This window comes from Goodfellowiella coeruleoviolacea, from assembly GCF_024171785.1.
In the GTDB taxonomy this organism is placed as follows: Bacteria; Actinomycetota; Actinomycetes; order Mycobacteriales; family Pseudonocardiaceae; genus Goodfellowiella; species Goodfellowiella coeruleoviolacea.
In genome coordinates this window covers 184,935-199,734 of the sequence record NZ_JAMTCK010000014.1, presented here as the reverse complement: position 1 = coordinate 199,734, position 14,800 = coordinate 184,935, and the positions used below count along the sequence as shown (strand labels likewise).

Below are 14,800 nucleotides of genomic sequence, written 5' to 3'. Positions count from 1 at the left end.
TCACCCCCAGCAGTTCTGCAGGCCCCAGGCGGTGTCCTTGCTGTCCACCCCGGGTACCGGCTTGTCGGTGATGACCACGGCCCCGGTGTTGACGAAGCCGCTCAGCTTCTTGCCGGTCCTGGCGAACTCCACGCCCGCCTGCACGCCCTGTTCGGCCATCTTCTTCGGGAACTGCATGACGGTCACGGCGTACTTGCCGGCCTGCACGTCCCTGACGCCCTGGCAGCCGCCGTCGATCGCGCCCACCACCACGCCGTCGGTCAGACCCCTGGCCTGCAGCGCGGCCTGGCCGCCCCGGGCCGCCGGCTCGTTGATGTTGTAGACCGCGTTCACCGAACTGTTGCGCTGCAACAGGTTCTCCATGGCCTGCTGGGCCTTGTTCTGGTCGCCGTTGGTCGGCTCGGCGCCGAGGATCTGCGGGGCGCCCTCGGCGAGGCCGATGCCCTGCAGGAAACCGTCGTGGCGCTGCTGGTCCACGGTGCCGCCCGGGGTGCCGTCGAGCATGATCACCGCCGGCGGCCGGTCGCCGAGCGCGGCCTTGACGTACTGGCCCTCCAACCGGCCCGCCTCGGTGTTGTCCGTGGCGAGGGTGGCGTCCACCGCGCTCTCCGGATCGGTCCGGGTGTCCAGCGCGATGACCAGGATTCCCTTGTCCCTGGCCTGTTTGATGGCACCGAGGATGCCGGTGGAGTTGCTCGGCGTCACCAGGATCGCCTTGACCCCCTGCTGCACCAGGTTCTCCAGGGCCGCGACCTGGCCGTCGTTGTCGCCGTCGAACTTGCCGGCCAACGCGATCAGTTCCGCGCCGGACTTGTCCGCTTCCGCCTTGGCGGACTCGCGCAGTTCCACGAAGTAGGGGTTGCTGTCGGTCTTGGTGACCAGCCCGATCTTGATCTTCCCGCCGCTGTCACCGCCGGAGCTGGCCGCCTTCTGGCTGGTGCAGGCCGCGCCGGTGAGCAGCATCGCCCCGGTGGCGAGCAACGCGAGGCCCCGGGTGGTGGTGCGGTGTGGACGACGTTGTCCCATGGCTTCCTCCTGGCCGCCGGTTTGGGGCACGCTAAGTCGCGCAACGCCGCGAGGCAAGCGTTTGCGCAAACGCTTGCGCCCCGCACCGCCATCCGTGCCACTGCTGTCACCGGAGGTCCCGTGGTCACCATGCGTGATGTCGCCGAACTCGCCGGGGTGTCCATCACCACGGTGTCCCACGTGGTGAACGGGACCAGGGCGGTCGCCGAGGCCACCAAGCAACGGGTGCTCGACGCGGTCGAGGCCACCGGCTACACCGGCAACGCCATCGCCCGGTCGCTGGCCACCGGCGGCACCCGGTCGCTGGGCGTGGCCATCTCCCTGGTGGTGAACCCGTACTTCGCCGAACTGATCCAGGTGATCGAGGGGGAGGCGGCCCGGGCGGGGTTCACGCTGCTGCTGGTGGACACCCACGACACGCCGGACACCACCAGGGCCGCCGTGCACATGCTCCGGTCGCGCCGGGTGGACGGCCTGCTGCTCACCCCGTCACCGGGACCGCTGTCCACGGCACTGCCCGACCTGCACCAGCTGAAGACGCCCATCGTGCTGGTCGACCGGCTGTCCGGGGAGGGCGTGGTGGACCAGGTCGGTCCGGAGAACGTCGGCGCGACGGCCGCGCTCGTCGGCCACGTGGCCGCCCGGGGACACCGCAGGATCGCCCTGATCAGCGGGGCCGCCGGGCTGGCGACCACGGCCGAGCGGACCCAGGGCTACCGCCTCGGCCTGCGCCGGGCCGGGCTGGCCTTCGCCCCGGAACTCGTGGTGTGCGGTGAGTCCTCGGCCGAGCCGGCGCGCGCGGCCCTGCACCGGCTGCTGGACCTCGACCAGCCGCCGACCGCGGTGGTCAGCGGCAACAACCGGATGACCGTGGGGGTGCTGCGGGCCGCGGGCGACCGCGGACTGCGCATCGGCCGGGACCTCGCCGTGGTCGGCTACGACGACGTGGAGTGGGCCGAACTGGTCGACCCGCCGCTGACCACGATCGCGCAGCCGATCACCGACATCGGCCGCACCGCCGTGCGGCTGCTGCTCGACCGGATCACCCACCCGGACCGGCCGGCCAGAACCGTGCGCCTGCCCGGTCGACTGGTGCACCGCCGCTCCTGCGGCTGCCCGTAGCGCGGCGGGTGCCTGGGCGGTGGCTGCCCTGGCGGTGGGTGGTCAGCCGAGGACGCGGTCGAGGTTGAACGCGGCGCTGATCAGCGCCAGGTGGGTGAACGCCTGGGGGAAGTTGCCCTGCTGCTCGCCGGTGCGGCTGATCTCCTCGGCGTACAGCCCCAGGTGGTTGGCGTAGGTGAGCATCTTCTCGAAGGCCAACCGGGCCTCGTCCACCCGTCCGGCGCGGGCCAGCGCCTCCACGTACCAGAAGGAGCAGATCGAGAAGGTGCCCTCCGCACCCCGCAGGCCGTCCGGGCTGGCCTGCGGGTCGTAGCGGTAGACCAGCGAGTCGGACACCAGCTCCGCGGTGAGCGCGTCCAAAGTGGACAGCCACTTTGGATCGGTTGGCGAGATGAACTTGGCCAGGGGCATCATCAGCACCGCGGCGTCGAGCACGTCGCCGTGCTCGTACTGGACGAACGCCTGCCGCTCGGCCGACCAGCCGTGGCGCATGATGGTGCGGTAGATGGTGTCGCGGGCCTGACGCCAGCGGGGGATGTCAGCGGGCAGGCCGCGCCGCTGCGCCATCCGCATGGCCCGTTCGATCGCCACCCAGCACATCAGTCGCGAGTAGAGGAACTTCTTGCGGCCGCCCCGGGTTTCCCAGATGCCCTCGTCGGGTTGGTCCCAGTGGTCGCACACCCAGTCCACCAGCCCGCACACCTCGTCCCAGTGACCGCTGGAAATCGGCTGCCCCCACTTGTCGTAGAGGTAGACCGAGTCGATGAGCGCGCCGTAGATGTCGAGCTGGAGCTGGTCGGCGGCGGCGTTGCCGACCCGGACCGGCGCGGAATCCCGGTAGCCAGCCAGGTGGTCCAGCTCGCGTTCGGGCAGGTCGGTGCGGCCGTCGATGCCGTACATGATCTGCACCGGGCCGGACGGGCCGGTGTCGCTCAGGTTGATCCGCTGGATGAGGAAGTCGATGAAGGAGGCGGCCTCGCTGGTCAGGCCCAGCCGGAGCAGCGCGTACACGCAGAACGCGGCGTCGCGGGTCCACGAGTACCGGTAGTCCCAGTTGCGGTCGCCGCCGATCCGCTCGGGCAGGCTGGTCGTCGCCGCGGCCACGATCGCGCCGGTCGGCGCGTAGGTGAGCAGCTTGAGCACCAGCGCGGAGCGGTGCACGGTCTCCCGCCAGCGACCGCGGTAGTGGGAGCCGGACAGCCAGCGCCGCCAGAACTCCACGGTGGCGACGAACTGCTGCTCCGCCTCGGTGCACGCGCAGCCGCGCGGCAGCACGTTCTCGCCCACCCGGTCGAGCGCGAACACCGCGGACTCGCCCTCCAGCAGCTTGAAGTCCGCGCGCACGTCCACACCGCTCTCCTCCAGCGGCACGGTGGCGGTCAGCGCGAGCGAGAGGTCCGGCGACTCGAACAGGGCCATGCCGTGCTCCAGCCGCAGGGTGTGCGGGTGGGTGCCGTAGGCGAACCGGGGTGCCACCCGGGCCACGAACGGCAGTGACCCGCGCACGCAGAACACCCGCCGGATCAGCCGGTGCCGGTCGGTCTCGGTGGGCTCACCGGTCACCGGCATGAAGTCCTGGACCTCGCCCACCCCGTCGTCGGTGAAGAACCGGGTGATCAGCACGTTGGTGTCGGGGAAGTAGAACTGGGTGGTCCGGGCCGGCACGGCGGCGGCCAACTCGAAGCAGCCGCCCCGGTCCGCGTCCAGGATGGACCCGAACACGCTGGGGGCGTCGAACGACGGGCAGCAGTACCAGTCGATGGTGCCGTTCGTGCCCACCAGGGCCACGCTGCGCAGGTCGCCGATCAGCCCGTGCTCGGCGATGGGCAGGTAGCGGGATGCCTCGGCCATGACGGTGACCTCCCCGCGTCCGGTGACCGTCGCGGCCGCCGGGACAGCAGTGCGTGCACTGGGCACGGGCGGTGTCGGCGCACCGGCCCGCGCCGTTCCCGGTTCGGGTTCCCAACCTGCGACCAGGAGAAACACCCGGGGCCCCTGGCCGCGCTGGAAAAGGAATTCCGCCCCGGTTGTCCGGGAGGCGAGTCGGGCCGGTGGTGAAAAGAGTTCATCTTCCGTGCGGGTGGGGAGTGGGTGTGCGGTGGGTGCGGACTGGTGGCGGTGGACCTGCGGTAGCGCGGTCGGCGGCGGGTGGTCCGGCGAGGTCAGCGGCATTGTTGGTCGCAGGAACATCACCCGGCTGGAGAATCAAGAAAGCCAAAATGATGAATTTTTACCAGAGGTCTCCGCTGATTTCCTGAAATGTCCACTCGAAAAGGTGACTATCGTTGTCACCGAATGGTTGAGCCACTACGAGTGAGCACCATGACTACCCATGGCCCCCACTCGATGGGGCGGCGCGGTTTTCTCGGCGCGGCGGCACTGGCGGCAGGAACGACGTTCACGGGTTTGCGTCCGGCCCACGGCGCCCCCACCCGGTCGACCACCGCCTCCGACACCAGCCAGGAACTCGCCCGCACGCTGCTGCTCGTCGGCGAGAACGGCGAGGACCTCAAGCTCGCCTACCTGCGAATCCTGATCAACGACGGGCTGCCAAAGCAGGGCAGGCCCAAGAAGATCGCCGTGGTCGGGGCGGGCATCGCCGGCCTGGTCGCCGCCGACCTGCTGCGCGCCGCCGGCCACCAGGTCACCATCATCGAGGCGAACGCCAACCGCACCGGGGGTCGGATCAAGACCTTCCGCGGCGTGTTCGAGGACAAGAGCCTGCACGCCGAGGCCGGCGCCATGCGGCTGCCCGACTTCCACCCCATGGTGCTGGCGCTGGTGGACAAGCTGGGCCTGCGGCGCCGGCTGTTCTACAACGCCGACGTCGCCCCGGGCGCGCAGCCGGTGGGGCCGGTCCCGCCGGTGGTGTACCGCGCGTTCACCGGCGAGTCGTGGACCAACGGCACCCCGGTGGACTTCCAGGCACCGCAGCCGACCCTGCGCAGCCTGATCCAGGTCAACGGCATGCGGGTGACCCGGGGCCAGTACGCGGCCAGGCCCACCGAGATCAACCGATCCTTCGGCGCGGCCCTGACCGGCACGACAGCGGCAGCGGTGGACCGGGCGCTGGCCCCGGTGACCGTGCCCCAGAGCGTGTCCATCGAGGAGCGGATCACCGCGTGGGCGCGGCTGATCCAGGACTTCGACGACTACTCCACCCACCGGTACCTGGTCGAGCAGGCCGGGTGGGGCCTGGCCGACATCGAGGCCGCGGGAACGTTGGAGAACATGACGTCCCGGCTGCACTACTCGCTGTTCCCCACGCTGATGGACCACGCCATCATCAGCCCGACCAACCGCTACTGGGAACTGGAGAACGGCACGGCTGCGCTGACCGACGCGCTGACCGCCAAGCTCGACACCGTCATCCGGCGCAACCGGCGGATGACCGCGCTCACCCAGACCGACAAGGGTGTGCGGATCGAGACCACCGCGGAGTCCGGGACCGAGGACGGCTGCCACGGCGGGCCGGTGCGGCCGGTCGAGACGTTCGAGGCCGACTACGCGGTCATCACCGTCCCGCTGACCGCGCTGCGGTTCTGCGAGTTCACCCCGCTGCTGTCCTACCCGAAGCGGCGCGCGATCGCCGCGCTGCACTACGACTCGGCGACCAAGGTGCTGCTGGAGTTCAGGACCCGGTTCTGGGAGCGCGGGCCGGACGGGTTCACCGGCGGCGGCTGCGTGACCGACAGCCCCAACCGGTTCACCTACTTCCCCTCGCACGTGCCGCACTCGCGGGGCGGGGTGGTGCTGGCCTCGTACACCTGGTCGGACGAGGCCATGCGGTGGGACTCGCTGACCGACGACGAGCGGTACGCGTTCGCCCTGGACAACATGGCGCGGCTGTTCGGCAGGCAGGTGTACGACGAGTTCACCGGCCACGGCGCCACCCAGTCCTGGACGCGCAACAGGTACGCGCTGGGTGAGGCCGCCATCTTCACCCCGGGGCAGCTGCACGAGTACCACGCGGCGACCCGCACCACCGAGGGGCGGCTGCACTTCGCCGGTGAGCACACCAGCCTCAAGCCGGCCTGGATCGAGGGGTCGCTGGAGAGCGCGGTGCGGGCCGCGCTTGAGGTCAACCAGCGCTGACCCGGGGGCGGTGGCCCCGCCACCGGTCCGCACCGATCGGGTGTGCCGGCGCCGTCCGCCGGCACACGCCGCCCCTGCCGTGGACGGGCGTTCCGCAATCCGAGGGTGAGCTGGTCGCCGTCAGTGCGCCGGCGCCCGGGCGGGCGATGTGAGTCCACATGCGACGGTGTGGTCGCCGCCGGGCGCGGCCCCGGCGGTTTGCACGGAGAGTTTCCGACACGCCCGGGAATACCCACGAACGAAGGATGTTCGGCATTCGTCCACGCCGGACACCCGTGGGAGAATGAGGGCCGTGACCCCCCACGAGAACGACATGCTGTTGCGTGTCGCGCTGCCCAACAAGGGATCGTTGAGCGAGCCGGCGATATCCCTGCTCAGGGATGCCGACTACCAGGTTCGACGAGAAAATCGAGAACTCTTCGTCATCGACGCGGAGCACGGAATTCAGTTCTTCTTCCTGCGGCCGAGGGACATCGCCCGATTCGTGGGTGACGGCGCGGTGGACCTGGGGATCACCGGGCAGGACCTGCTGGCGGACTCCGGTGCCGCGGCCGAGGAGGTGCTGAGCCTGGGGTTCGCCCGCTCGCAGTTCCGGCTGGCGGCCCGCCCCGGCGCGATCAGCGACCTGTCCCAGGTGGACGGGCAGCGGCTGGCCACCAGCTATCCCACCCTGGTGCGCAAGTTCCTCGCCGAGGCGGGCGTCCAGGCCACCGTGATCACCCTGGAGGGCGCGGTGGAGAACGCGGTGGAACTCGGGTTGGCCACGGTGGTCGCGGACGTGGTGGAGAGCGGGCTCTCCCTGCGCAACGCCGGACTGGAGCCGTTCGGGCCGCCCCTGCTGACCTCCGAGGCGATCATGGTGCGTGGCGCCGTGCACCGGCACTCGGCCAAGGCCGCCGCACTGGACCTGCTGGTGCAGCGCCTGCAGGGGGTGCTGCACGCCCGCACCTACGCCCTGATCGAGTACAACTGCCCGGAGCGGTCCCTGGCCGACGCGTACGCGCTCACGCCGGGGCTGGAGGCGCCCACCGTGTCCAAGCTGGCTGAACAGGGCTGGTACGCGGTGCGGTCCATGGTCGAGCGCAGCAAGGTCCAGAAGGTCATGGACCAGCTCAAGGGCATCGGCGCGGAGGGCATCTTCACCACCCGGCTGGACGCGTTCCGCGCCTGAGCGGCGCCCGCCGCCCCACGGGTGGCCGCGGGCAGCCACGTGGCCGGCGGCCGTCACCGCGGCACCGGTTGTCCGCGCCGGGGAACAGCCGGTGGGGCCGGCGGGTGCGGGCGCGTACCCGTGACGGGCCCGGTGACTGGTCCTGGTGGCGGGTCCTGGTGTCAGCCGAGTCGTCCGCCGAATCGCCCGCCGAATCGCCCGCCGAGTCGTCGGCCGATGCCGCCGTCGGGGACGATCCCGGCGGTGCGGGCCAGGTCCTCGGCGGTCGGGGTCGGGTCGGTCACCCCATCCGTTGCGGTTCGTCCTCTTTCGTCCCCATTCGTGCGGTATCCGTTGTTGATCGGTCCATTTCGCGGGGAGCGCGTCGGGGGAATTCAGCACGGTGTTCCACCGTGGTCCACAAATTCCGTCGTGTGCGAACCACCTGTCGGTGGTCACCCCATTGAGTGGGGCGGCGAGAACAACACTCGATCGAGCGATGAAAAGAGGTTCGGTGCTCGCCTAGGCTGGAAGTATGGTCACGCAGGCAGAAAGAGGTGCATTCTCCGGTGCTGACCTCGTTGTCGCGTGTGGCCCGAAAACCGCGGCGGCGGGCCGGCGCCGACGAATTCATCCCCCGGTTCATTTCCTGGTCCAGCACCGCGGCGCGCGGGAACGGGCTGGCGCGCCCGCCGCGGAACCGGTCGGCGTCGTTACCGCGTCGACCAGGACCCGCCACCGGTCCAGCGGGTCGAGCGGCGAGCTGACCGGGTCGGTCCGCCGCGCCGGGCAGTTCCCACCGGTCCACCTCGACCGGTCCCTCCTCACGGGGCCATCCCCACTGGGCTGGTCGTCAGCTGCCAGCGGGCCGCGTGGCTCGACTCACACCACAGCGGTCCGCACCGGGCACCCACCACAACCAGGGGCGGTGGGCGGGCGGACCCGCTGATTGCCGGTGCCCCCGCGCGTCCTTTTGATGAACCTTTGAATTTCCCGTGGTAAATCTTCGGGAGATTCGGCAAGGCTCCGCGAGATGGCGGCAGAAGGGTGACACGCTATGCAGCCGGCGGTTGTCCAACGCTGGTCCGGCACCATGTCGGACCGGCGATCGGTCGGGCCACCCGCCCGATCGCTGCCCCGGAAAAACAACACGTGTGGCGGCCGTTGTTCACGTGGTCGCCGGTGGTTGTTACGCATAGCTGATCTGTCGGTCCACGATCCGCGTCAGTGGCGGTCAGCCCGGTCCTGTCCCGGTGGGGGTGCTACCCCGTCGGGCAGCAGGACAACTCGGCGGAACGGACTATCGGCGGGATCGACGGCGACCAATCACGATGGGCGGATCGGCTCTTTCTGCGCCTGGGGCCCCGAGGTAAATTCGAGTGACTGCGTCCCAATGCAGCTGGTCAGTCAGACCCACGGCTGGCCTGTGGCACGGCCGTTCTCGGAAGCCAGAAAACGGATGAAGCGGACGTCAGCGGTGTGCCGGCCAAGCGATCGGCCGGCCAACCTGGACCCGCTGGCGTAACAGGACATCCCTGGCCACTCCGAGGCCGGTTGCTGGACGGCGAGCCCGGTTCTTGCCGCGGTGTCGCCGCTTCTGGGGCGTCTCTCCGTTCTGTGGCGCGGCCTCGACCGCCGCCCGGCGAGGCAACCGTTGCCGGGCGGTTCTTTTCCCAATGCCTGAGGAAGGAATTCCATGGAACTGTTGGACAAGAACAAGGGGCACGTGCTGGCCTTGTTCAGGATCGTGGTGGGTCTGCTGTTCGCGTGCCACGGCGCGGCGACCCTGTTCGGCGTGCTGGGCGGCGTGCGGGGCAGGGCGCCGGGCTTCGCCGAGTGGCCGGGCTGGTGGGCGGCGGCCATCCAGCTGGCCGGTGGCGTGCTGGTCCTGCTCGGCCTGGCCACCAGGGTGGCGGCGACCATCTGCTCGGGGTCCATGGCCTACGCCTACTTCTTCGTGCACCAGCCGGACGGGTTGTTCCCGATCCAGAACGGTGGCGAGGCGGCGGCCATGTTCTGCTGGGCCTTCCTGCTGATCGTCTTCCTCGGTCCGGGCACGTTGGCGCTGGACTCGCTGTTCAGCCGCAAGCAGTCAGCGGGCGGCCAGCGCAGTAGCGTGGCGGAGCCCGCCCCGTTGCAGCAGCCCACCGCCTGAGCGGGCTGCCACCAGCCCCGAGTGCACCGTCGGGGCACGCTTTCACTGGCGAACGCGTGCCCCGACCATCCATAATGGACTTACTGGGATCGGGGGAGCGGTGCGGCGGCGCACCGGTAACCTGGGAGGGTGTTCCGCCTAGCCGAGCCACCGCTGTTCACCCGCCTGCGCCCGGCCGAGAACATCCTGATCGCCGGGGCCGGCGGCGGCTTCGACATCTACAGTGGACTGCCCATCGCGCTGGCCCTGCACGGCATGGGCAAGCGGGTGCACCTCGCGAACCTGGCGTTCAGCGACCTGAGCCGGCTGGCCAGCGGTGACTGGGTCGGGCCGGGCGTGGCCGAGGTCCACCCGGACAGCGTGGGCAACGACGAGTACTTTCCCGAGCGGACACTGGCCCGCTGGTTGCCCGCGACCGGCCTCGCGCCCCGGGTGTACGCCTTCCCCAAGGCCGGGGTGCGGCGGTTGCGGGCGGCCTACCAGGTCCTGGTGTCGCAGTTGGACCTGGACGCGGTCGTGCTCGTCGACGGTGGCACGGACATCCTGCTGCGCGGGGACGAGAGCGGCCTGGGCACGCCCGAGGAGGACATGACCAGCCTGGCCGCCGTGGCCGGGCTGGACGACGGCGTCGACCGGCTGGTGGCCTGCCTCGGTTTCGGCATCGACGCCTACCACGGGGTCTGCCACGCGCACGTGCTGGAGAACATCGCCGCGCTGGAGCGCGCCGGCGCCTACCTGGGCGCGTTCTCCGTGCCGGCCGACAGCCAGGAGGGCGCGGCATACCTGGCCGCGGTCGCGCACGCGGCCGAGCAGACGACCACCCGGCCCAGCATCGTCAACGGCCAGATCGCGGCCGCGATCCGCGGGGAGTTCGGCGATGTGCACGCGTCCAGCCGCACCCGGGGCAGCGAGCTGTTCGTGAACCCGTTGATGGGCCTGTACTTCACGTTCGACCTGCTGGGGCTGGCCAGCGGCGTCGACTACCTGGCCCTGCTCGAACACACCGAGCACGCGCACCAGGTCGCCCTGGTCATCCGGGCCCACCTCAAGGACCGGGCACGGCCGCGGCCCAGGCGGAGCCTGCCCCACTGACGCGTGTTCGGGGCAGCGCGCCCGCCTGGGCCGCGCACGAGGTCACCGGCTGGCGGTCAGGCGTTCTGGGCGCCGTTGTAGACCTGGTAGGCGGCGTCGCGGTAGTAGGCGAAGTAGGAGTCGCCCCAGCTGCCGAAGAAGCTGGCCGTCTGCATGGCCGAGCCGTCACCGGCCTGGTAGTTCACGATGAACGCGCCACCGCTGGCGCCGCCGCTGAGACCGATGCAGTTGGGGATCTGCACGCCACCCTGCTGTCCGTCGTAGGGCTGCCCCTCGCACCAGACGGCGTAGTCCTTGTCGGCCGGAAGGCCGATGCCGTGTGCGTACTTGTTGGTCGGCTGGTTGAACCCGATGCCCGAGCCGCCGACCACGTCCTGGACGTGCCGGCCGCTGGTGCCGCCGGTGGCGAGCACGATGAACGCGTTGTCGCCGCCGGGGCCCTTCTGGTCGACCCGCCAGCCCATGGACCGCCAGTTCCACCAGCCGTACGGCGCGTTGCCCCGGTCGTAGGCGGGCGCGAAGCGGAAGTTGGTGTAGGTCTTGCCGCTGTCGATGTCCATCACGCAGTGCCGCGCGGTGGCGATGACATCGCGGTTGTTGCTGGTGACGACGTTCGCCGAGCAGACGTAGTCACCCACGCCCGGATTGGTGAAGAACAGCCTGCCCATGGTGATCCACACGCTGGCGGTGGTGTGCACCTCGGACTGGTCGGTGGGCCGGGTGGCGGGAACGGACACCGGTCTGCCGGTCGCGGCCTCGCGCTGGGCGCTCTCGGCCTCGGCCCGCGCGGCCGTGCGCGCGGTCGCCGGCGGGCTGACCGGTGTGGCCGAGGCGACGCGCTCCGGCGTCCAGTACGCGTCCAGGGCCTCGGCCGAGGTGGTGTTGGTCGCGGTGTGCACGGTGGTGTCGACCGCGGTGGTGGTGGCCGCGGTGGCGGCGGCCGTCGCGTCGGCTGTGGGGACGAGTGAGGCCAGCGCGACGGCGGCGGCTAAGACGATCTGCGGCACGGCATCATCCTGTCTGGTGCTGTGTGGGGGACGGCGGCGGCGCGATCATGCTGCCAGAGCGGGTCCGGATGTCCAGTGCGGCAAGGGATTTCTTTCCGGTAACGGCGACGAGGTCTGCCGCGTTGGACCACGTCGGCCGGTCACGGCCGGTCGCCGCCGCGCCCCCGAGGTGGTGCTTTTCGTTGCCACGTCTGGTGTTCCGTGGCGAACGGGGCAGCGCGCGAACGGGGCAGCGGGAGTGCGCCGTCCGGACGTGGCCGGCCTGGTTCGCGCGGCGGTGTCGCGGTCCGCCCGACTGTGGGACGCACCGCGCCGACCTTGCCCCGGCTGGCACTCCGGGTGAGAATCCTCCCGGAGTTGACCGAAGCACTGCGGTCCCACCGGCGTCATCGCGGTGCCGAGGAAGGGAACCGCTGATGGACACCGGCCAGCTCACCGTCACCGAGGAACACGGTCACCACCTCGACGTCGCCTCGGGCGGGGTCGCGCTCTTCCGCTACGTCTACGGGCCGGATGACCCGAGGCTGGAGTCGCCCCGGCCCTACTTCCACCCGCTGCGCACCCTGGCCGGCCGGACCGTGTCGGCCTTCCGGCCCTGGGACCACGTGTGGCACCGGGGGATCGCCTACTCGCTGCCGAACGTGGGAACGCAGAACTTCTGGGGCGGGCCGACGTACTTCCGCGACCGCGGTTACGTCCAGGCCGACAACAACGGCTCCACCGTCCACACCGGATTCGGCGGGATCAGCGCCGCCGGGCGGCTGTTCCGCGCCGAGGAGTCGCTGACCTGGGTGGCCAGCACCGGCGCGGACTGGTTCACCGAGCGCCGCCGGTTCGGCGCGCGGGTGGACGCCGCGCACGGCCACTGGACCCTGGCCTTCCACACGGAGTTCACCAACGTCTCCGGCGCGACCGTGCCGATCGGCAGCCCCACCACCGAGGGCCGGCCCAACGCCGGCTACGGCGGGCTGTTCTGGCGCGGGCCGAGGTCGTTCAGCCACGGCCGGGTCTACCTGGACGGGCGCGTCGGCGGTGACGAGATGATGGGGGAGCGCGGCGACTGGCTCGCCTACGCCGGCCGGCACGACGAGGTCGACGCCACCTCGACGCTGGTGTTCGTCGACCACAGCCCCAACCCCGACGGCCGGCCGGTGCGCTGGTTCGTCCGCACCGGGGTGTTCGCCGCCGTGTGCCCGGCCCCGTTCTTCGACACGGTGAGGCCGGTCGAACCCGGCCAGCGCCTGGCCTTCCGCTACACGGTGACCATTGTGGACGGTGACACCGGTCCGGCCGGCGCGGCCGACATCGCGGCAGCGGCCGAGGGGGCGGCCGCGGACATCCTCGGCGAGCAGGTGAGCACCGCGGCCACCCGATGAGGCGGGACCTGGTCGGCCCCACCCGACGGGACGGTCGACCCGCGGCAGGCGACGATCCAGAAGGGACGGACGGCATGGGCGAGCAGCCGCTGCTGCCCGGGGGAACGGGGTTCTCCCGGCTGCGGGTGTACCCGTGGGACACCGACGACGGCCTGCACGGCGGTTCGCCGCACCTGCACCTGACCTGCACCGAGTGCTACCTGGTGCTCGGTGGCACCGGCGAGCTGCACACGCTGACCCTGGACGGGCTGCGGGTGATCCCGCTGCGGGCCGGTGACGCGGTCTGGTTCACGCCGGGCACCGTGCACCGCGCGGTCAACACCGGCGAGCTGCGGGTGCAGGTCATCATGCAGAACGACGGCCTGCCCGAGGCCGGTGACGCGGTGATGACCTTTCCCGACAGCCACCTGGCCAGCCCGAGCGCGTACGCGGCAGCGGCCGACCTCGGTGCGGGAAGCCCGGCCGAGCGGCAGCAGCGGGCCCGGCGTCGGCGGGACCTGGCGATCGCCGGGTTCACCGAACTGGTCGCGGGCGGCGCTGCCGCGCTGGAGCGGTTCTACGCGGCGGCCGTTGCCCTGGTGGCCGACCGGATGGACGCGTGGGAACGGGCCTGGCGGGCCAGGGCACTGGCCGCCGCCCTGCGCACCGGCGAGCAGATCGAGGCGCTGCGCCGGGGTGACGGCACGCACCTGCGGCAGGCCCGGGTGGCCCGGCTGGACGCACCGGCCGAGACCGCGCTGGGCATGTGCGGCTTTCTGGCGCCCTACGCCAGGGACGCGGCCGAGACGCCACCGGTGAGCCAGCGGGGACCGGCCGTGGAATGAGCCCTCGCCCGTCCCACGGCCGGCCGCGCCGCGCTCAGCCCTCCGCGCTCAGCCGCGCTGGTACTCCTCCCAGGTCACCTTCTCGACCGCGGGGCCGTCGTCCTTGCCCTTGTTGGCCAGGCCGTTGAGGCCCAGGTAGTAGTCGCCCGCCTGGTGCTGGGCACCGGAGGACAGGTCGGGGTCGCTGATGGCGATCGCGTGGATGTGGTAGCCCCAGTCGCCCTGGGCCGGCGTGCGGACCCAGGCGGCGAAGCCGACCCGGCGCAGCTTCTCGGTCACGGTCACCCGGGTCGCCGAGGTCATGCCGGACACGTTGATGTCCAGCGCGCCGCCACCGTCGTGCGTGCCGGCCGAGGCGCCGACGCCGGTGTTGTACGACCCCTGGGTGAAGCTCAGCGTCCGGCCGAGCAGTGCCTCGGCCGCCAGGACCATGGCCTTGGTGCGGGTGTTCACGGTGACCCCGCGCCAGGACACCCGGGTGCCCGCGCTGACCACGTTGGTGACGGTGAACCGGTCGGCGCCCAGCTTGGCCAGCGAGGTCGGCCCGGGCAGGCCGGACGCGTCGAGTCCGGTGTAGCCCAACGACTTCTGGTAGGCGGCGTAGGCGGTGATGGTCGACGTGCCGAAGTGGCCGTCCACGTACTGCGCGGCCAGCAGGCCCCTGTCGGCCAGCGCCTGCTCCACCAGCAGCACGCTCTCCTTGCTGCCCGGGGTCAGCGCGGTGTCCGGGCGGCGCGGGTCGATCTGCGCGGCCTTGAGCACCGCCTCCATGTTCACCGTGGGCAGGTCGAGGGTCGAGGTGTCCTGGCTGGCCAGCGCCGGCTGCGCCACCGCGAGCGAGGCGGCCGCGCCGACCGCGGTCAGCGCCGCGGCCCTGGTGAGCAGACCCCGTCGCGTGAGCGCCACCGGGGCGCCCTCGGCACTGTCCGACCGCACGCTCATGGCTGTCCTCC

The 14,800-nt window shown here is 71.2% G+C and carries 13 protein-coding genes; 8 read left to right on the top strand and 5 right to left on the bottom strand.

Translation table 11 applies throughout. The features are described 5' to 3' along the window. Positions 1–1,026, bottom strand: coding sequence for a substrate-binding domain-containing protein (locus tag LX83_RS27515; protein WP_253776504.1), 1,026 nt, complete (start codon positions 1,024–1,026; stop codon positions 1–3). Positions 1,027–1,155: 129 nt separating this feature from the next. Here LX83_RS27515 and LX83_RS27510 point away from each other — a divergent pair, with 129 nt between their 5' ends. Then, the gene (locus LX83_RS27510; RefSeq protein WP_253776502.1) at positions 1,156–2,148 is read left to right on the top strand and encodes a LacI family DNA-binding transcriptional regulator; all 993 of its coding nucleotides are present in this window, start codon (positions 1,156–1,158) and stop codon (positions 2,146–2,148) included. Between the two features lie 42 nt (positions 2,149–2,190). On the opposite strand, the gene LX83_RS27505 is transcribed toward LX83_RS27510, so the two are convergent. Beyond that, a complete protein-coding gene (locus LX83_RS27505) occupies positions 2,191–3,999 on the bottom strand; it encodes a glycoside hydrolase family 15 protein (protein ID WP_253776500.1) in 1,809 nt (602 codons plus the stop codon). Positions 4,000–4,246: 247 nt separating this feature from the next. Between LX83_RS27505 and LX83_RS27500 the strand changes: the two genes are divergently transcribed. The 3 genes from LX83_RS27500 to hisG all read left to right on the top strand — a co-directional run bounded on the left by LX83_RS27500 (position 4,247) and on the right by hisG (position 7,414). Then, positions 4,247–4,465 carry a hypothetical protein gene (locus LX83_RS27500; RefSeq protein WP_253776498.1) on the top strand — a complete coding sequence of 73 codons (219 nt, stop codon included), beginning with the start codon at positions 4,247–4,249 and terminating at the stop codon, positions 4,463–4,465. Between the two features lie 5 nt (positions 4,466–4,470). Further along, entirely contained in the window at positions 4,471–6,243 is a 1,773-nt protein-coding gene (locus LX83_RS27495; RefSeq protein WP_253776496.1) for a flavin monoamine oxidase family protein, read from the top strand. A 292-nt stretch (positions 6,244–6,535) separates the two neighbouring features. Continuing rightward, complete coding sequence (hisG, locus tag LX83_RS27490; protein ID WP_308204063.1) at positions 6,536–7,414, top strand: ATP phosphoribosyltransferase; 879 nt, start codon at positions 6,536–6,538, stop codon at positions 7,412–7,414. Positions 7,415–7,575: 161 nt separating this feature from the next. On the opposite strand, the gene LX83_RS38070 is transcribed toward hisG, so the two are convergent. Next, positions 7,576–7,698: a hypothetical protein gene (locus LX83_RS38070; RefSeq protein ID WP_301329002.1), complete on the bottom strand. Its 123-nt coding sequence runs from the start codon at positions 7,696–7,698 to the stop codon at positions 7,576–7,578. A gap of 1,391 nt (positions 7,699–9,089) precedes the next feature. On the opposite strand from LX83_RS38070, the gene LX83_RS27485 reads away from it, so the two are divergent. Beyond that, positions 9,090–9,548 carry a DoxX family protein gene (locus LX83_RS27485; protein WP_253776494.1) on the top strand — a complete coding sequence of 153 codons (459 nt, stop codon included), beginning with the start codon at positions 9,090–9,092 and terminating at the stop codon, positions 9,546–9,548. Between the two features lie 129 nt (positions 9,549–9,677). After that, entirely contained in the window at positions 9,678–10,640 is a 963-nt protein-coding gene (locus tag LX83_RS27480; RefSeq protein WP_253776492.1) for a DUF1152 domain-containing protein, read from the top strand. A 56-nt stretch (positions 10,641–10,696) separates the two neighbouring features. Here LX83_RS27480 and LX83_RS27475 read toward each other — a convergent pair whose 3' ends face one another. Then, positions 10,697–11,647, bottom strand: a complete 951-nt coding sequence (locus LX83_RS27475; RefSeq protein ID WP_253776490.1) for a hypothetical protein — start codon at positions 11,645–11,647, stop codon at positions 10,697–10,699. A 416-nt stretch (positions 11,648–12,063) separates the two neighbouring features. Here LX83_RS27475 and LX83_RS27470 point away from each other — a divergent pair, with 416 nt between their 5' ends. Both LX83_RS27470 and LX83_RS27465 read left to right on the top strand, forming a co-directional pair. Continuing rightward, positions 12,064–13,023: a DUF6807 domain-containing protein gene (locus tag LX83_RS27470; RefSeq protein WP_253776488.1), complete on the top strand. Its 960-nt coding sequence runs from the start codon at positions 12,064–12,066 to the stop codon at positions 13,021–13,023. 74 nt (positions 13,024–13,097) lie between these two features. After that, positions 13,098–13,847 carry a cupin domain-containing protein gene (locus LX83_RS27465; protein WP_253776487.1) on the top strand — a complete coding sequence of 250 codons (750 nt, stop codon included), beginning with the start codon at positions 13,098–13,100 and terminating at the stop codon, positions 13,845–13,847. Positions 13,848–13,895: 48 nt separating this feature from the next. On the opposite strand, the gene LX83_RS27460 is transcribed toward LX83_RS27465, so the two are convergent. Then, a complete protein-coding gene (locus LX83_RS27460) occupies positions 13,896–14,732 on the bottom strand; it encodes a peptidoglycan-binding domain-containing protein (RefSeq protein WP_253776641.1) in 837 nt (278 codons plus the stop codon). Positions 14,733–14,800: the final 68 nt, after the last annotated feature.